Below are 18,402 nucleotides of genomic sequence, written 5' to 3' on the forward strand. Positions count from 1 at the left end.
GTGAAAATGAAATTAATACTAATTGGTTCTTCAACTGGTGGTCCAGGTCAACTTAAATTTTTACTTAATGATATTGATTTAAAAGAATGCAGTGTAGTTATAGCACAGCATATGAATCCAGCATTTATACCTTCTTTTGTAAATCAATTTAACAAAGAAGCTATAAGTGAAGTTGTTATGGCAAGTGATAAAGAAGTTATTAAAAGCGGTAAAATTTATATTTGCCAAAAAAATATGGTCTTAAGTGGAAATAATACTTTAGTTTTAAATATGACAGATGAACCAAGTAGTTTTAATCCAGGTATAGATGTGCTTTTTAACTCAGCATTAAAACTTTGCAAGTATAATAAAATTTTAGCTATGGTTATGACTGGAATGGGAGATGATGGTGCTAAATCTTTATTTGAGCTTTATAAATTAGGTGTAAAATGTTTATGCGAGAATGAAGAAAATTGCGTTGTTTATGGTATGCCTAAAAAAGCTAAAGAATTAAATCCTTTTTTAAAACCAATGAGTTTGATTGAGCTTAAAAAAGAAATTACACACTTTGCAAATTCACAGGAAAAATAATGATAAAAATAAATAAAAATGAATTAAATGATTTTATTGCAGTTGTAGAACAAATTAGTGGTAATAATCTTGCGACAAAGCGTGATATTTTACTTACTAAACTTCCTAAATTTTTAGAAGAATTGGGATTAAATAGTCTTAGTGAGCTAAATGGTAAAGCAATGCTTCAGAGAAATTTAAAGCAAGAGATAATGAATTTTATCACGGTTTGTGAAACTTATTTTTTTAGAGAATTAGAGCAATTAAAAGATGTAGTCTTTTATGTAAAAAATCTTGGACGTCCTGTGAATATATTATGTGCACCCTGTTCAAGTGGGGAAGAAGTGTATTCTTTGGCTATTTTAGCAAGTGAAAATTTTGTTAAAGATATGAATATTGTTGGTATAGATATTAATAAAAATATGATAGATCGCTGTAGTAAAATGATTTATTCAGAGCGTTCTGTTTCGAGATTAAGCATTGTAGAAAAAAAGCGTTTTTTTGAAGCTAAAGATGATATGTATCATTTAAAAAAAGAGACTTTAACGTGTAGATGTCGTTTTGAGCTTTGCAATGTTTTTGATGATGCTTTGTTTAGACTTGGTAAATTTGACATTATTCTTTCAAGAAATATGATGATTTATTTTGATCGGGATTTTAAGATTAAACTTATGGAGCGTTTTCATAAGATTTTAAATAAAGATGGCAGGGTTTATCCTGGGAATTCTGATCTTGTCCCTGAAACAGCATATTTTGAAAAGAAAATTTCAGCAGGTGGTATGTATTATAGTAAGATAGATTAAAGAAATTTTTTATTAAACCAGTGCCAGTATAATGCCCCAAAAATAAAACATACACCTAAGCTAAAAGTAAAATAACTTAATTTGACTTTATAAAATTCAAATAAATATCCTGTAAAAAAGACGATAATAGCACTAAAGGTTAAAAATACCATATCATTATAGGCTATGACTCTACCATAATATTTTTTATCGCATTCATTTTGCAAAAGTGTATAGGTGTAGCTCCATAATGAAGAGGTGCAAAATCCTGCTGCTATTAATCCAATAAAAGCAAGATAAAAATTAAATTGCAAACTTGACCAAAGGATTAAGCCAAAACCTTGAGCAAGATATAAAAACACTAATGTCTTTTTGCTAATATAAGAGCTTAAAATATATGGTCCTGTAAGTAAAGATAAGGCTCTTATAGCATTAGATAGTCCTATAGCTAAAGGAATGGATATGATATTTGCATATTTGTATTCAGCTAAAAGAGTGATTAAAACATCATAAGCTGTAATTCCAACTATACCATGAAGTAATATTAGATGAATGATTTTTTTATTGTTAAATACATATATTAATCCTTCTTTTACGAGGATAAAAATATTATTTTGTGTTGTATTTTTCTCATCAGGTAAAATAATTTTTTTTAAAATAAGTATAACGCAAAATAGCATTAAAGTATCTACGATAAAAGCAGGTTTAACTCCAAAAAAATTGATAAACAAACCAGCTATAGCCATACCTAAAGCATAAGAAACAGCCCAAATGATACTATGAAGCTCATTGCCAAGTTTTAATTCTTGTGGGGTTAAAATTTTTGGTAAAACAGACATTTCTGTTTGAAAATACATACTAGCAACGGCCATACGAATGAAAGTTAAAAGATATAAAAACCAAAGCATAGTTAAAGAATTTACAAAAATAAGCATAAAAATCGAAAACATTTCAATAATAATCATACTCATTAATAAATTTTTAGGTTTGAATCTATCAACTATTACTCCATTAATTGGTGCAAGTATGATTGAAGGCAAAAAAACAAAAATAGTTGAAAATCCTATGATATTAGCAGGAGCACTAAGATCTTTTGTTAAAAGAGTAAATACGCCAACTTGAGAAAACCAAGCTCCAAAATAGCTTATGAATTGGATAATGGCTAATAATCTAAAAGTTTTGTTGTTTTTAAGCAACATTTTGTAAGTCATAATAACCCTAATTTATTTTTGATTGAGATTTTAAACTAAAGAGATTAGATTATATCGTTTTTAAAATTATTTTACATTTAAATGATATAATTTACGATTTTAAAGGTCAATTATGAGTAGAATAGATAAAAAAGAAGCTTTAAATTTACTTCAATATGCCTCTTTAAATGAGCTTGGAGAAATGGCTTATGAAAAAAAAATAAAAATTCATCCTGATAAAATTAGCACTTTTGTAGTAGATAGAAATATAAATTATACAAATATTTGTTGTATTGATTGTGATTTTTGTGCATTTTGTAGAAAAGAAAAAGATGATGATTCTTATGTTTTAAAATATGAAGAAATTGGTAAAAAAATAGAAGAATTGCAAGCTATAGGTGGAACGCAAATTTTATTTCAAGGTGGTGTTCATCCAAAACTTAAAATAAAATGGTATGAGGATTTACTTTCTTATATAACAACTAATTATCCTACTATAGCCGTGCATGGTTTTTCAGCTGTTGAGATTGCATATATTGCTAAAGTTTCTAAAATCTCTATAGAAAATGTTTTAAAAAGACTTCAAGATAAAGGGCTTTTTTCTATCCCTGGAGCTGGTGCTGAAGTATTAAGTGATAGAGTAAGAGACATAATAGCTCCTCATAAATGCGATACAAAAACTTGGTTAAAAATACATGAAAGTGCTCACAATCTTGGTATGAAAAGCACAGCTACTATGATGTTTGGTACTATTGAAACTGATGAGGAACTTATAGAACATTTTGATTATTTAAGAAATTTACAAGATAAAACAAATGGTTTTAGAGCTTTTATTTTATGGTCATTTCAAAGTCAAAATACACCTTTAATTCAAAAACATCCAGAAATTATAAAACAAAGTTCAAATAGATATTTAAGATTGTTAGCTTTAGCCAGACTTTACTTAGATAATTTTAAAAATTTACAAAGTTCTTGGGTAACGCAAGGATCTTTAATAGGACAACTCGCACTTAAATTTGGTGCTAATGATTTGGGTTCGACTATGATGGAAGAAAACGTTGTGGCAGCAGCTGGTGCAAGATATAGAATGAATCAAGAACAAATGATAGAGTTGATAAAGGATATTGGAGAATTTCCTGCTAAGCGTGATACAGCTTATAATATTTTAGAAAGGTTTTAATGTTAAGTTTAAAAATTAAAAATATTAATGTAGATATTATTTATGAGTATGAAAATGATTTACCTATAGTTTTTTTTAAGTTAATTTTTAAAAATGCTGGAAAAATATCAGAAAAACAAAATGCCGGATTAGCAAGTATGCTTGCTAGGGTATTTAATGAAGGAAGCAATGATGATTTTTTTAAGAAATTAGAATATAAAGCCATAACAATGTATGCTGAATCTAATTTTGAACATTTTAAAATTAATATTAGGTGTTTAAAAGAGCATTTTGATTTTGCTATAGAAAAATTAGAAGAATTACTTCTTAATGTTCGTTTTGAAGAAAAGATTTTGCAAAGACTAAAAATTATAGCTATTGGAGAACTTTTAAGTTTGAATACTGATTATGATTACCAAGCTGAAAGACTTTTAAATAAAAATGTTTTTAAAGATGAAATTTTTCAAACAGGAATTGAAGGAAGTAAAGAAAGTATAGAAAAAATTTCATTAAAAGAATTAAAAGACTTTATGAGTGAGAATTTAAATTTAAATAATGCTCTTTTTGTTTTTGGCGGCGATATTAAAGAAGATGAAGTAAGGGCAAATGCGGAAAAAATTGGTGCTTTATTAAGTGCAGGGACGCAAAAATGTAGTAAAAAATTTCAATTATTAGATAAAAATACTGAAAATATTGAATTTAAAAATACTAAGCAAGCTTATATTTATTTTTGTTCTCCTTTGTATGTTGATGTTAATGATGAGTGTGCATATTTAGCTAAACTTGCTTTATTTATACTTGGACAGGGTGGTTTTGGATCAAGATTGATGGAAGAAATTAGGGTTAAGAGAGGTTTAGCATATTCTGCTTATGCTAAATTAGATATTAATTTAAATTATAATAGAGTATTTGGATATTTGCAGACTAAAAACGAAAGTGCAAAATTAGCAAAAGATGTAGTAAAAAATGTATTTGAAGAATTTGTAAGCAATGGTGCAAATGAAAAAGAATTTGAAATTACTAAGAAATTTTTAATAGGTTCTATGCCTTTGCGTTATGAAAGTTTAAGTAAAAGACTTGAAATTATGGTTAATGAATACTTATTGGGTTTGAAATTTAAAAATGGAAATGGAAAAAATAAAAAATTCAAATTTAGAAGAATTAAATTTATTTATTAAGAAACATAATGAGATTAAAAAACTTAGTTTCGCAAGTATAGAAAATGAAGGTTGATGAAAAAGAATTACAATTACTTAATAAACTTGGTGTTAAAAATTGTATCGATCTTGCATTAATTTTTCCAAAAAAGATTGACGATTATCGTATTAAAAAGATACCAGAAGAAGGATTTTGCACTCAAAATATTAAAGTATTAAATTTAAGATTTCATTCCTTAAAACTTTTCATACAATGTGAATGTTTAGAATGGAAAATAAAAGCTAGTATAGTTATTTTTAATCCTAAAAAATGGCATTTTAATATTTTTAAAATTTCAAATCAAATTTGTATTTATGCAAAGATGAATTATTTTAATGGATTGTGGCAATTTATTAATCCGCAAGTTATAAAAAATGCTAATATAGTTTTTCCAAGGTATAAAATTGCTTCAATTAAAGATAGTCAAATAAAAGATATTATCGAAAAATATGTTAATGAAGTAAATTTACAAGCTTTAAGTTTGGAACAAAAATATATTAATCTTCTTTTAAATTTACATTCTTACAATGAAAAATCTATTTATTTATTTAAGAATTTTGAGCAAGTTATTGAAGATATTAAGTATATTGAAATTTTTAATTATATTCAGCGCTTAAGAGTAAAGAAAAATACACAAAAAGCTTATAAAATAAATGTTTTTGATATTACAAAATGGCTTGATGAGCTAGAGTTTAAACCTACAAATGATCAACTTTTAGCTATAGAAGATATAAAAAAAGATCTAAAAAGTGATGTGGCTAAAAGAAGAGTTATTATGGGAGATGTAGGGTGTGGAAAAACTTTAGTCTTACTTGCTGCTAGTTTGCTTGTGTATCCTAAAAAATCTGTATTGATGGCTCCAACTAGTATTTTAGCTGAGCAAATTTATCAAGAAGCTAAAAAACTTTTGCCTAAATTTATGAATATTGTTTTATTAAAAGGTGGAAAAAAAGAAAAAAATATAGATTCTTTAAAAGATGAAGCACATCTTATAATAGGAACGCACGCTTTGATTTATCAAGAAAATTTTGATGCAGTGTTAGTAATGATAGATGAGCAACATCGCTTTGGTTCAAATCAAAGACAAAAAATTGCGACATTAAATCAAAAATTTGACTTAACTCCTCACATAGTGCAGTTTTCAGCCACTCCTATACCAAGAACATTATCTATGATACAAAGTGAATTAGTTAATTTTAGTTTTATTAAGCAAATGCCATTTGAAAAAAATATTCAAACTTTTTGTATCCAAGATAAAGATTTTAAATTTTTGCTTAAAAAAATAGACGAAGAGTTGGCCAAAAATCATCAAATAATCATAGTTTATCCTCTAGTAGATAAGAGTGAAACTATTGATTATTTATCTTTAGAAGAAGCTAAAAAATATTGGTTTTCTAAGTATAAAAATGTTTATGTTACTCACGGAAAAGATAAAAATAAAGATGAAATTTTAAAAGAATTTAAAGATAAAGGTGATATTTTGCTTTCTACGACCGTTGTTGAAGTAGGAATTTCTTTACCAAAACTTAGTGTTATCGTTATAGTTGGTGCTGAAAGATTGGGGCTTGCAACCTTACATCAATTAAGAGGACGAGTTGGTAGAGTGGGGCTTGATAGTTTTTGTTATTTATATACAAAATTAAAAGAAATTCCAAATCGTTTGCTTGAATTTTCTAAAACTTTAGATGGTTTTAAGATTGCTGAACTTGATTTAAAAAATCGCTTAAGTGGAGATTTATTAGATGGTAAGGTGCAACATGGTAATCAATTTAAATATTTTGATTATGCTAAAGATGAGAAAATATTATTGCAAGTTAAAAAATATTTTGAAAAAATGAAAGATTAATTGTGGATAAGCATTTTGAAATTTTAGCCTCTTTAGGAGAAAAACGAAAGTTTAAAAAAGGAAATATTTTATTTTTTCAAGGAGATGAAGCTAAAAAAATTTTAATTTTATTAGATGGTAAAGTGCGATTATATAAGGTAAATTCGAGGGGTTTTGAATTTACTTTACATATTTTAAATCACACTAGTTTTATAGCTGAAATGCCTGTATTTAAAGAAATTGAATACCCTGTAAATGCTATATGTGAAGAAGATTGCGAAATTTGTATTATTGATTTTGTGTATTTTAAAAGATTGTGTATGGAAAATGGAGAAATTAGCTTTTTACTTTTGAGTTCTTTGTTTGAAAAAATTAGAATTTTAGAAAATTTTATAAAACAAAAATCACTTGATTTAAAGACTAGATTGTTAAAGTTTTTAATAGAAAATGAAGAAAAATTGCACAAACTAAAACAAAAAGAAATTGCCACTATGCTTAATATTCCTCCAGAATCTTTATCAAGATTTTTAAAAGAATTTAAACATATTTTACTTATTGATACAAATAAAGGTAAAATTACAATTTTAAATAAGGAGAAGATACAAGATTTGATTAAGTCTTTTTAAGTCTTATTTGTTACAATAATATCAAAAAATGGGAAGGTTATATGGATTTTGATTTTTTAATCAAATTTAGTCCAATGTTTATGCAAGCGACTTTTTTGACTTTAGAGCTTGCTATTTTTGGGGTGTTATTTTCGTTTGTGATAGCTTTATTTTGTGTAAGTATGTCATTTTTTAATTTTAATTATTTAAATAAAGTATGTAAAATTTATATAGAAATTTCAAGAAATACTCCGTTATTAATTCAACTTTTCTTTTTATATTATGCTTTACCTGAATTTAATATACATCTTAGTTCTTTTTTGTGTGCTGTTGTGGGATTGAGTTTTTTAGGTGGTTCTTATATGGCAGAAAGTTTAAGAGCTGGCGTTGAGGCTATTAAAAAGCAACAATACGAATCAGGATTATCATTAGGACTTAGCAAATGGCAGAATTTTTGTTATGTGATATTGCCTCAAGCTTTAGGTGTTGCTATGCCAAGTATTAGTGCAAATATTATATTTTTACTTAAAGAAACTTCCGTTGTTAGTATTATTGCTTTAGCGGATTTAGTTTATGTTGCAAAGGATCTTATAGGACTTTATTATAAAAGCAATGAAGCTTTATTTGCTCTAGTATTTTGTTATTTGATATTAATTTTACCTTTATCTTTGATATTAAATTATGTAGAAAAAAGATTGAGTTATGTTTGAAATTTTAAATCAAGGAACTTTTCTAAGATTAGTTGAAGGTTTGAAAGTTACCTTGGAGCTTTCTATTGTGAGTATTTGCATTTCACTTATTGGTGGAATTTTTTTTGGAATGATTATGAATTCTAAAAATAAAATATTATATACATCTTGTCGCTTTATGCTTGAATTTGTGCGTATTATGCCTTTAATTGTATGGCTTTTTGTGGTGCATTTTAGTTTAGCAAAATGGATTGGATGGCATTTGAGTACCCTAACATCTAGTATTATAGTATTTAGTATTTGGGGAATTTTTGAAATGATGGATTTGGTTAGATCATCGCTTGCTAGCATACCAAAACATCAGTATGAATCTGGTTTGTCTTTAGGTTTTAATAAAATACAAGTTTATTTTTTTATTATCATTCCTTTATCATTGAGGAGACTTTTACCTATGAGCATTAATCTTTTTACTAGGATTATTAAAAGCACATCTATTATATATTTAATAGGCGGGATTGAACTTATAAAAGTAGGGCAACAAATAATAGAATTAAATTTATTTAAAAATTCTTATTCAGCTTTTGTAGTATATGGTTTGATTTTGATAATTTATTTTATACTTTGTTATCCTTTATCAGTATATTCTAGATTTTTAGAAAAAAAATGGAGTTAATTGTGAATATATTAAAAATTCAAAATTTACAAAAATATTATGGCGATCATTATGTTTTAAAAGATATAAATTTGGAATTAAAACAAAGAGAAGTCGTAGTAATACTTGGCCCAAGTGGTTGTGGTAAATCAACTCTTTTGCGTTGTATAAATGGTTTAGAAGAAATGGCAGATGGTGTTATTTATGTAGAAGATGAAAAAATTGATAAAAATTATAAAAAATGGACTAAAATTCGTCAGAAAATAGGTATGGTATTTCAATCTTATGAGCTTTTTGATCATTTAAATGTGGAACAAAATATACTTTTAGGACCTTTAAAAGTTCAAAAAAGAGATAAAAAAGAAGTATTAGATGAGGCAAAGTATTGGCTTGAAAGGGTAGGTCTTTTGCATAAAATAAAAGCTTATCCTAAAGAGCTTAGTGGTGGCCAAAAACAACGTATAGCTATAGTTAGAAGTCTTTGTATGAATCCTGATATTATGCTTTTTGATGAGGTTACAGCAGCACTTGATCCTGAAATAGTCCGAGAAGTTTTAGATGTAATTTTAAATTTAGCTAAAGATGGTATGAGTATGCTTATAGTAACACATGAAATGGGTTTTGCAAAGGCAGTTGCAGATAGAATTGTTTTTATGGATGATGGCAAAATTGTTGAAATTTCAAAACCTGAAGATTTTTTTAATAATCCAAAAACAGATCGTGCTAAAAAATTTTTAAATTTATTTAATTTTCATAGTTAAAATATACAAAAATTATAAAAATAAGGAGATAAAGTGAAAAAGATAATTTTTTTATCGTTTTTTATGGCTATTTTTTTTGGTGCTTGTTCAAGTGAGAATAATAGTGTAAATTCTATAGATAGAATTAAGCAACAAGGTGTAGTTCGCATAGGTGTTTTTGGGGATAAGCCACCATTTGGTTATCTTGATGCACAGGGTAAAAATCAAGGATATGATGTATTTTTCGCAAAACGTATAGCAAAAGAACTTTTAGGTGATGAAAATAAGGTGCAATTTGTATTGGTCGAAGCAGCAAATAGAGTCGAATTTTTAGAATCTAATAAAGTTGATATTATTTTAGCTAATTTTACAAAAACTCCTGAAAGAGAAGCAGTGGTTGATTTTGCATTGCCTTATATGAAGGTTTCATTGGGTGTGGTTGCTCCTAAAGGATCTGATATTAAAAGTGTTGAAGATTTAAAAGATAAAACTTTAATATTAAATAAAGGCACAACAGCTGATGCATATTTTACAAAAAATTATCCTGATATTAAAACTATCAAATTTGATCAAAATACAGAAACTTTCGCAGCTTTACTTGGCGGTAGAGGCAATGCACTAAGTCACGATAACGCATTACTTTTTGCTTGGGCTAAGGAAAATCCAAATTTTGAAGTAGTAATTAAAGAACTTGGAAATCAAGACGTAATAGCTCCTGCTGTTAAAAAAGGTAATGAAGCAATGTTAAAATTTCTTAATGATTTAATAATTAATTTAAATAAAGAGCAATTTTTTTACAAAGCTTATGATGAAACATTAAAGCCATTTTTTAGTGATGATATTAGAGCAAGTGATGTTATTATCGAATAATAAAAAGTTTAAATTATATGCAAAATAAAGCACTAAAAAATATTATATGTGCATCTTTAGGCGGTATTTTAGAATTTTATGATTTTGTGCTTTTTATTTTTTTTGCAAGTGTTTTTGCAAAAATATTTTTTCCACAAAATGATGATTTTTGGCCTTTAGTTAATACCTATATTGCTTTTGGTGCTGGATATTTAGCAAGACCATTTGGAGCCATTATTATGGCTCATTTTGCAGATATTAAGGGACGTAAGAATGTATTTTATATTAGTATGCTCTTAATGGTGGTTCCAAGTTTTGTTTTAGCATTTTTACCAGATTATGAAAATATAGGCTTATGTGCCACTTTTATACTTTTTGCTATAAGGATTATACAAGGACTAGCAATAGGTGCTGAAGTCAGTGGATCGTGGGTTTTTGTTAGTGAATTTGTTAGTAAGAAAAAAATAGGCTTAGCATTAGGCTTTATTTCAGCTACTTTAACTTTAGGTTTATTACTTGGAAATCTTGCTACTTTAACTATATATGAGTTTTTTACCAAAGAAGAAGTTGAGCATTTTGCTTGGCGAATTCCATTTGTTATAGGTGGATTTTTTGGTATCTTAAGTTTGTTTTTAAGAACTAAATTGAACGAAACTCCAGAATTTAAAAAGATACAAGTAAAAAATTCTATTTTAAATTTTCCTTTAAAAAATGCATTAAAAACTCATAAAACAAGTATGCTCGTTTGTGCTTTGCAAACTATAGTTTTAACAAGTGGTGTAGCAACTTTGATGATATTACCTCAATATTTTGAGAATTTATTAGGAGTAAATAAAACTACTGCTTTATACTATCAAAATTTTGCTATAGTTGCTATTATTATTGGCGCATTAATACAGGGATTTTTAAGTGATATTTTTAGTGCTTTTAAAATTTGTATAATTTTTAGTTTATTTTTTGGAATTTTTGGAATTTTATTAAGTTCTTACAATGAAAATTTTCTTTATTTTTATTTATTAGCTTGTTTTTCTCAAGGTATTATTTCTTTTGCTCCAATTTTTATGACCCAAATTTTTAGCACTCAATTAAGATCAAGTGGTTTATCTTTTGCTTATAATATTTCTTATGCGATCTTAGGTTTTATTACTCCATTAATTGTTAATTTTTTATATAAAGATTATTTTAGTATATATATTATTTTTGTGGTTTTAGCAAGTTTTTTGAGTGTGTTTATTGTAAAGAAACTCATTTAAATTTACGTCATAAATTATATGTGTTTTTATTGCTTTATAAAAATTAATATTTAAATTCTTTTTTGTAAAAATCAAATAATCTGTATGCAACTTTGATATAATTTCGTATTTAGTATGTTTTAGAGGTATTAATGAGTAAAATATTATTTTTAGCCGATGGATTATTTGCTAAAGAATTTGTAAATAAAATATTTAATAATAAGACTTTTGAAGAGACTATAGACATAGTATATTATAATGATGAAAGTGTTGATTTAAATTTAAAAAATGACCAATTTTTTTATTATAAATTTGATCCTACAAGTTTAATTAAGCTTGAAAAATTAGTAGGTGAAGAATATCATCAAGCTATTATTTATATGCAAAATAAAGAAGATGCTTTGGCGTGTTATGAAAATTTGAGAAAAATTCACTTACGATTAAATGTAGTTTTAATGGATTTTTGGGGCTTAGATATAAAAGATAATTTTTGCGAAATTATTAGTATTTGTGATACTTTAAGCACAAGATTAACCGGTTGTTTAGATAATATGCCATCTATGGCTCAATTTATAGGGCTTGGTAAGGGCGAAATTATGGAAGTAAAAATTTCAGCAGGTTCAAGCTTTGCTTATAGACATATAAGCTCTATTAGTCAAAAGCGTTTTAAAATCGTTATGATATATAGAGATAATGATTATATATTAGCTCGCCCTGGGCTTATTTTAATGCCTAATGATAGTATTTTGATTGTAGGAGATCCTAAAGCACTTCAAAGTGTTTTTTCTAATGTAAAAACAAGTCTTGGGCGATTTCCTTCACCATTTGGCGATAATATACTTTGTATTATTGATATGAAAAAAATGGATAAATTTTCTATAAATAAATTAATTTTTACAAGTTTATTATTTCACACAAGAATTAATAGCAAAAAACTCTATTTTAGAGTGATTAATCCAACTTTAACTCCTATGTATTATAAACTTAAATCTCTAAACAAAAATAGTGTAGAGGTTATTTTTGATTATGATTACACTAGTATAAAAAATATTAAAAATTATATAGAAAATGCTAATATTGGTTTGCTTGTAATTGAAAATTATTTTTTTGAAAAGGAAAAAAATTCTTTATTTAATTTTAAAATTCCTATTTTAAAAGCAGGATATGGAGATTTTGCAGATTTAAAATCTTCAATAGTTCTTAGCTCTAATTTTGAAGATGTAGAGGGTATTGCTTCGATAATGCTAGATTTAAATAAACAAATTCAATTAAATTTAAGTTTATATTATTATGCCGTAAAACTTAATAAGGCTGAAATTTTTGAGTATGTTCAATATTTTGAAAGTCTTTCAAAATTGCACGATGAAAAACTTTTGCAAATTGAAGAAAAAGAACGTAATCCTATATCTAAATTTTCATATAGACAAAATGTATTACATTTTGTTCCTTTTAATGAAAAAATTTTAGGTAATAAATTAAACAAAATTTTTAAAACAGATCTTAATACATTGTATTATAAAATGAGCAAGAATTATCAGTTGTTTATTCCATCTTTATAAGGGCTAGTATGCGAGTAAAAATAGATGTAGATAAAAGTTATTTTGTATATATTGATGAATTAGAAAATATACATTTTAATACAAAAGTTGTAATATTAACTAATGAAGTTGTTTCAAAATTGCATTTAGAAGATTTGTTGAAAAAAATTCAAGCTAAAGAAGTATTTGTAATTAGCATTAAAGATGGAGAAAAGTATAAAAATTTACAAACTATAGAAGAAATTTTAGATCAAATGTTTCAATACAAGCTTGATAGAAAAAGTTTGTTGATTAGCTTTGGTGGTGGGGTAATTTCTGATATGGGTGGTTTTGTAGCTAGCATATATCAAAGAGGAATTGATTTTATAAATATTCCAACTACTTTACTTGCTTGCATTGACGCAAGTGTTGGTGGAAAAACAGGCGTAAATAATAAATTTGGAAAAAATCTTATAGGTAGTTTTTATCAACCACAGGCTGTATATTGTCAAAGTGAATATTTAAAAACTTTATCAGCTCGAGAATTAGCAGCAGGAATGGCAGAATTTATAAAAATGGCAGTGATTTTTGATGATAAAATTTTAGATTTTATAGAAAATTTAAATGAAAATAGTTTTTTAAATTCTAAGAGCGAAGAACAAGTTTTAGCACAGATTATTGACAAAAGTGTAAGATTAAAAGCTATGGTAGTGTCTAAAGATGAGAAAGAAAGTGGATTGAGAATGCTTTTAAATTATGGTCATACTTTTGCTCATGTAATTGAAAATCAAACTAATTATAAAAAATATTTACACGGAGAAGCTGTGGCTATTGGTATGCATATGGCTAATACACTTGCTTTAAATTTAGGATTATTAGATACGCAAGCATATCAAAGAATCAAAAAAATATTGGTAAAATTTAATTTACTTATATCCTATAAGATTGCAAATGTAGAAGAATTTTATAAGGCATTTTTTTTAGACAAAAAGACTCATTATGAAAAAATTCATTTTATTCTACCTTGTGGATTGGGAAAAGCTTGTATTAAAAACGATATTGAAAAAAAAGAGATTATTCATATGCTTGAGGAATTTTTATGAAAAAAATTACATTATTTGTGTTGTTTTTAGTCGGTTTTGTGTTAGCTCAAGATGAAGTTGAACACTTAAAACAAAAGTTTGACCAACTTCATAATGATTTATCATATAATATTTGGGTTGAAAAGTATGATAATTTCAACGTTTATAAAAAAACACAAGATGAAATTGTTTCTTTGGAAAAAGAGAGTTTAAAAGCAAATGAACATAATAAAATGATTCTTGAAAGAAAAATTTTAATTTTAAAAGAAAGATTAGAACTTTTAAATGAGTATAAAAGCACGAATTTTTCAAAATTGATATTAGCTCCTGAAGAAGTGGAAAAAATGGATAAGCTAACTAATCCTTTGTCTATCATCGCAGCTTATTCTCATATTAAAAAGCTAAAAAGGGATAAGGAAGATTTTGTTAATATATTAAGTAGTTTTAGGCAAGCTTTAGAAGAATTAGTAAAAGAGAATGTTTTAGCCGCAGAGCTTGCAAAATTAAATCCATCACAGGAAAATCAAGAACGTTTAGCAACTTCTAATCAAATGATAAGAGATTTTTCTCAAACTCTACGTTTTGGTGAAATTTCTTATTCTGTTTATGAAAAAAAAATTCAAGAAGAGATAGATAAGACTACTATTTCTATAAAAATGCAAGGTCTTAGAGCATTTAATGTCGTTTTGGCTATTGTTATAGTTATTGCTATTGCATTTTTATTAAAATTAATAGTAAGAAAATATATAGAAGATAATGATGATAGATTTTATACAGCCAATAAAATTATAAATTTTATCAATATCAATGTTATAGTTTTGATTTTACTTTTTAGCTACATCGAAAATATTAGTTATCTTGTTACCGTTTTAGGTTTTGCATCTGCTGGTTTAGCTATTGCTATGAAAGATATGTTTATGTCTATGCTTGGGTGGTGTGTTATAGTTTTTGGTGGTAGTTTTAGAGTAGGTGATAGAATAAGGGTTTTTCAAAATGGTAATCAATATATAGGTGATATTATAGATATTTCTTTTTTAAGAATCACTCTATATGAAGATATTACTTTATTAACTTATACAGATAATAGAAGAAGTGGGCGGATAATTTTTATCCCTAATAACTTTATTTTTGCAAATCTTATTTCAAATTATACACATCATGGTATGAAAACGGTTTGGGATGGATTAGATATAACTTTAACTTTTGATTCTAACCATCAAAAAGCATTAGAAATTGTGCAAGATATTGTTACTAAAGCTTCTAAAGGTTATACTAAAATAGCAAAAGAATCAATGGTAAAATTAAGAAATGAATATAGTATTAGAAATCCTAAAGTGGAGCCTAGATTTTTTACTTTTTTTGAAAATTATGGTATGAGAATTTCGGCTTGGTATATGACAAATTCATATATGGCTTTAGTTTTAAGAAGTAATATTAGTAAAGAGATTGTTAATGAATTTAATAAACATAATGATATTAAAATTTCATATCCTACACAAAATCTTTATATTTCAAAAAATGATTTTATAAATAAGGAAAATATTTGAAGAAAAAAGTATATTTTAAGACTTTTGGTTGTAGAACAAATATTTATGATACTCAACTTTTAAAATCCTACATAAAAGATCATGAAATAGTTAAAAGTGAGAATGAAGCAGATATTGTTATTGTAAATTCTTGCACTGTTACAAATGGTGCAGATAGTGGTCTTAGAACTTATATTAATAATATTAAAAAAAATGGAATTAAGGTTATATTGACTGGGTGTGGAGCTGTAAGTAAAGGTAAAGAGCTTTTTGATAAAAAAGAAATTTTTGGAGTTTTGGGTGCTTCAAATAAAAGTAAAATTAATCAATTTATTTCAGAAAATAAGGAATTTTATGAAATAGGAAATTTAAAATTTATTGATACAAAAATAGTTAGTGATTATGAAAATCACACTAAAGCTTTTGTTAAAATTCAAGAAGGTTGTGATTTTGCTTGTAGCTATTGTATTATTCCTAGTGTGAGAGGAAAATCAAGGAGTATTCCAAGTGAAGAGATTATTAAACAAATAAAACTTTTAGCCTATAATGGTTATAGTGAAATAGTATTAACAGGGACGAATATAGGGAGTTATGGTTTAAAAGAAAATAATTCTCTTGGAATGTTACTTCAAAGAGTTGGAAAAATTGATGGTATCAAAAGAATAAGACTTGGCAGTTTAGAACCTGCACAAATTGATGAGAGTTTTAAAGAAATTTTAGATGAACCTTGGCTAGAAAAACATTTGCACATTGCCTTACAACACACTAATGAAAAAATGCTACGTATTATGAAACGCAGATCGCATACACATAATGACTTGGCTTTGTTTAATGAATTAAGTCAGAAAGGATTCGCATTGGGAACTGATTTTATAGTGGCACATCCTGGAGAAAGTGAGGAAATTTGGAAAGAAGCATTAGAAAATTTTAAATTTTTTAATTTAACACATATTCACGCTTTTATATTTTCTCCTCGCAATGGAACTTATTCTGCTTCTATGAGCGAAAGAATAAACGGAGAAATTGCAAAGGAAAGATTAAACATTTTAAAAGATATTGTTACTAAAAATAATTTTGAATTTAGAAAACGACAAACTGAAAAGTTGGAGGTTTTAGTTGAGAGTAAAAAAAATGAATTTTATGAGGGATATGATCAGTTTTTTAATAAAATCAAGATTAAAACAAAGCAAGATATTTCAAAGCAATGGATTTTACTTGAAAAATATGATAGGCAATATGAATGTAATTTTGTGAGTTTTGATGATGAAAAATAAAAAAATTATTTTAATTTCTTTTTTACTTCTTTGTTTGCTTTTTATTGCAGTTTTTATTAAGAATCAACCAGAAAATATTAGCAAAGGATTTTACGAAGAACTTTTGAATAAAAATTTAATTCAAAAAGTAGTTGTAAGACAAAATGAAATTTTATTAAAAACTGAAGAAGGAAAGTATATAATTATCAGAGGTTTGGTGGATTTGGATTCTTTGTGGGATAAATTTCCTTTAGAGTATGATAATGATTATGATCTAAGCGAGATATTTTCAGTTTTATTTTTATTTGTATTTTTGATAAGTTTTTTATTATTTTTGGGTAAGAAAAATAAAGATAGACAAAATTTACTTTCACTAGAAAAGAATATTTTAGAAAAAAATGAACAAAAAAATTCTATACAAGCGGTAGTTAGTGATGTAAAATTCGATGATGTTGCTGGTGTTGATGAAGCAAAAGTGGAATTGTTGGAGATTGTAGATTTTTTAAAAAATCCTCAAAAATATAAAAATTTTGGTGTTAAAATGCCAAGAGGGGTTTTATTAGTAGGTCCTCCAGGTGTTGGTAAAACGTTGATTGCTAAGGCGGTTGCTGGTGAAGCTGGAGTGCCATTTTTTTATCAAAGTGGTGCTAGTTTTGTTGAAATTTATGTAGGAATGGGAGCAAAGAGAGTAAGAGAACTTTTTTTAAAAGCAAAATCACAAGCTCCAAGTATTATTTTTATTGATGAAATTGATGCTATAGGTAAAAGTAGGGGTGATTTTTCAAATGTTGAAAGAGATAATACACTAAATGAACTTCTTACACAAATGGATGGATTTGAAGATAATAACGACGTAATAGTTGTCGCAGCGACTAATAAAATAGATCTTATGGATAGTGCGCTTTTAAGATCTGGACGTTTTGATAGAAGAATTTTTATATCTTTGCCAGATTTTAAAGATAGGGTAAAAATTTTGCAAACTTATATGCACAAAAAACAATCTAATGTAAATTTGGAAAGAATAGCTAAACTTAGTGTTGGTTTTAGTGGTGCTGCATTAGAAACTTTAGTTAATGAAGCCGCAATTAATGCTATAAGAAGAAAATCTATTATTATAGAGGAAAATGATTTTTTTGCTGTTTTAAATAAAGTCTTAATAGGTAAAAAAAAGATTTTTTCTCTTAATGAAAAAGAGAAAAAAATTCAAGCGATTTATCAGGCTGCAAAAGCTTTGTGTGCTTTTTATTTTGATGTAAAATTTGAAAAAATAACTTTGATTGAAGATAGGTTTAAAGAATTTGAAAATACCATAAAATCAAAATCAGAATTATTAAATAAAATTAAAGTTTATTTAGCTGGCAGTGTGGCAATGGAATTAATTTTTAATGAAACTTTCACTAATGTTCAAAATGACTTTTTAAAAATAAAAGAGCTCGTAACTTTTATGGAAAATTTTAATATGATGGATGAGAAATTATTAAATGAGCAAAAAGAAAATGTGAGAGAATTTTTAGAATTGATGAAGGATAAAATAAATAAATTGGCTGATTTTCTT

General features: G+C 26.3%; 16 protein-coding genes and 1 pseudogene. 16 read left to right on the plus strand and 1 reads right to left on the minus strand.

The features are described 5' to 3' along the window. The first annotated feature begins 6 nt into the window (after nt 1-6). Both QZ429_RS02440 and QZ429_RS02445 read left to right on the plus strand, forming a co-directional pair. Nucleotides 7-570, plus strand: a complete 564-nt coding sequence (locus QZ429_RS02440) for a CheB methylesterase domain-containing protein (protein ID WP_291950538.1) — start codon at nt 7-9, stop codon at nt 568-570. Beyond that, nucleotides 570-1,352: a protein-glutamate O-methyltransferase CheR gene (locus QZ429_RS02445; RefSeq protein WP_291950541.1), complete on the plus strand. Its 783-nt coding sequence runs from the start codon at nt 570-572 to the stop codon at nt 1,350-1,352. Before QZ429_RS02440 ends, QZ429_RS02445 begins: the two co-directional genes overlap by 1 nt. Here QZ429_RS02445 and QZ429_RS02450 read toward each other — a convergent pair. Then, on the minus strand, nt 1,349-2,542 hold the full coding sequence (locus QZ429_RS02450; protein WP_291950544.1) for an MFS transporter: 1,194 nt from the start codon (nt 2,540-2,542) through the stop codon (nt 1,349-1,351). The genes QZ429_RS02445 and QZ429_RS02450 overlap by 4 nt on opposite strands. A 112-nt stretch (nt 2,543-2,654) precedes the next feature. Here QZ429_RS02450 and QZ429_RS02455 point away from each other — a divergent pair, with 112 nt between their 5' ends. The 14 genes and pseudogenes from QZ429_RS02455 to QZ429_RS02520 form a co-directional block, all read left to right on the plus strand. Next, complete coding sequence (locus tag QZ429_RS02455) at nt 2,655-3,701, plus strand: dehypoxanthine futalosine cyclase (protein ID WP_291950547.1); 1,047 nt, start codon at nt 2,655-2,657, stop codon at nt 3,699-3,701. Beyond that, nucleotides 3,701-4,913: pseudogene (locus QZ429_RS02460) on the plus strand (pitrilysin family protein). Before QZ429_RS02455 ends, QZ429_RS02460 begins: the two are co-directional and overlap by 1 nt. Next, nucleotides 4,903-6,723 carry an ATP-dependent DNA helicase RecG gene (recG, locus tag QZ429_RS02465; RefSeq protein ID WP_291950552.1) on the plus strand — a complete coding sequence of 607 codons (1,821 nt, stop codon included), beginning with the start codon at nt 4,903-4,905 and terminating at the stop codon, nt 6,721-6,723. Before QZ429_RS02460 ends, recG begins: the two are co-directional and overlap by 11 nt. A gap of 2 nt (nt 6,724-6,725) precedes the next feature. Continuing rightward, on the plus strand, nt 6,726-7,328 hold the full coding sequence (locus tag QZ429_RS02470; RefSeq protein WP_291950555.1) for a Crp/Fnr family transcriptional regulator: 603 nt from the start codon (nt 6,726-6,728) through the stop codon (nt 7,326-7,328). 41 nt (nt 7,329-7,369) lie between these two features. Next, nucleotides 7,370-8,017 (plus strand): amino acid ABC transporter permease, encoded by a 648-nt coding sequence (locus tag QZ429_RS02475; protein ID WP_291950559.1) that lies wholly within the window; start codon nt 7,370-7,372, stop codon nt 8,015-8,017. Beyond that, a complete protein-coding gene (locus QZ429_RS02480) occupies nt 8,010-8,669 on the plus strand; it encodes an amino acid ABC transporter permease (protein WP_291950562.1) in 660 nt (219 codons plus the stop codon). The genes QZ429_RS02475 and QZ429_RS02480 overlap by 8 nt, the downstream gene beginning before the upstream one ends. A gap of 2 nt (nt 8,670-8,671) precedes the next feature. Beyond that, nucleotides 8,672-9,409, plus strand: coding sequence for an amino acid ABC transporter ATP-binding protein (locus QZ429_RS02485; RefSeq protein WP_291950565.1), 738 nt, complete (start codon nt 8,672-8,674; stop codon nt 9,407-9,409). A gap of 33 nt (nt 9,410-9,442) precedes the next feature. Further along, nucleotides 9,443-10,258 (plus strand): cysteine ABC transporter substrate-binding protein, encoded by an 816-nt coding sequence (locus tag QZ429_RS02490; protein WP_291950569.1) that lies wholly within the window; start codon nt 9,443-9,445, stop codon nt 10,256-10,258. Between the two features lie 17 nt (nt 10,259-10,275). Further along, on the plus strand, nt 10,276-11,490 hold the full coding sequence (locus QZ429_RS02495) for an MFS transporter (RefSeq protein ID WP_291950572.1): 1,215 nt from the start codon (nt 10,276-10,278) through the stop codon (nt 11,488-11,490). Between the two features lie 131 nt (nt 11,491-11,621). Then, nucleotides 11,622-13,028: a TrkA C-terminal domain-containing protein gene (locus QZ429_RS02500; RefSeq protein ID WP_291950575.1), complete on the plus strand. Its 1,407-nt coding sequence runs from the start codon at nt 11,622-11,624 to the stop codon at nt 13,026-13,028. Nucleotides 13,029-13,036: 8 nt separating this feature from the next. Continuing rightward, on the plus strand, nt 13,037-14,089 hold the full coding sequence (aroB, locus tag QZ429_RS02505) for a 3-dehydroquinate synthase (RefSeq protein ID WP_291950578.1): 1,053 nt from the start codon (nt 13,037-13,039) through the stop codon (nt 14,087-14,089). Beyond that, the gene (locus tag QZ429_RS02510; protein ID WP_291950581.1) at nt 14,086-15,615 is read left to right on the plus strand and encodes a mechanosensitive ion channel domain-containing protein; all 1,530 of its coding nucleotides are present in this window, start codon (nt 14,086-14,088) and stop codon (nt 15,613-15,615) included. Before aroB ends, QZ429_RS02510 begins: the two co-directional genes overlap by 4 nt. Further along, entirely contained in the window at nt 15,612-16,868 is a 1,257-nt protein-coding gene (gene mtaB / locus QZ429_RS02515; protein ID WP_291950585.1) for a tRNA (N(6)-L-threonylcarbamoyladenosine(37)-C(2))-methylthiotransferase MtaB, read from the plus strand. Before QZ429_RS02510 ends, mtaB begins: the two co-directional genes overlap by 4 nt. Then, nucleotides 16,858-18,402: ATP-dependent metallopeptidase FtsH/Yme1/Tma family protein (locus tag QZ429_RS02520; protein WP_291950588.1), on the plus strand; the 1,545-nt coding region annotated here is incomplete at its 3' end. The genes mtaB and QZ429_RS02520, both read left to right, overlap by 11 nt.

It is taken from the genome of Campylobacter sp., assembly GCF_020024835.1.
GTDB lineage: Bacteria > Campylobacterota > Campylobacteria > Campylobacterales > Campylobacteraceae > Campylobacter_D.

Bases quoted from the DNA above. Each gene is read 5' to 3' on its own strand.
- QZ429_RS02475 (WP_291950559.1), top strand. From the start codon at position 7,370: ATGGATTTTGATTTTTTAATCAAATTTAGTCCAATGTTTATGCAAGCG.
- QZ429_RS02495 (WP_291950572.1), top strand. From the start codon at position 10,276: ATGCAAAATAAAGCACTAAAAAATATTATATGTGCATCTTTAGGCGGT.
- recG (WP_291950552.1), top strand. From the start codon at position 4,903: ATGAAGGTTGATGAAAAAGAATTACAATTACTTAATAAACTTGGTGTT.
- QZ429_RS02500 (WP_291950575.1), top strand. From the start codon at position 11,622: ATGAGTAAAATATTATTTTTAGCCGATGGATTATTTGCTAAAGAATTT.
- QZ429_RS02480 (WP_291950562.1), top strand. From the start codon at position 8,010: ATGTTTGAAATTTTAAATCAAGGAACTTTTCTAAGATTAGTTGAAGGT.
- QZ429_RS02450 (WP_291950544.1), bottom strand. From the start codon at position 2,542: ATGACTTACAAAATGTTGCTTAAAAACAACAAAACTTTTAGATTATTA.
- QZ429_RS02440 (WP_291950538.1), top strand. From the start codon at position 7: ATGAAATTAATACTAATTGGTTCTTCAACTGGTGGTCCAGGTCAACTT.
- QZ429_RS02445 (WP_291950541.1), top strand. From the start codon at position 570: ATGATAAAAATAAATAAAAATGAATTAAATGATTTTATTGCAGTTGTA.
- QZ429_RS02455 (WP_291950547.1), top strand. From the start codon at position 2,655: ATGAGTAGAATAGATAAAAAAGAAGCTTTAAATTTACTTCAATATGCC.
- aroB (WP_291950578.1), top strand. From the start codon at position 13,037: ATGCGAGTAAAAATAGATGTAGATAAAAGTTATTTTGTATATATTGAT.
- QZ429_RS02510 (WP_291950581.1), top strand. From the start codon at position 14,086: ATGAAAAAAATTACATTATTTGTGTTGTTTTTAGTCGGTTTTGTGTTA.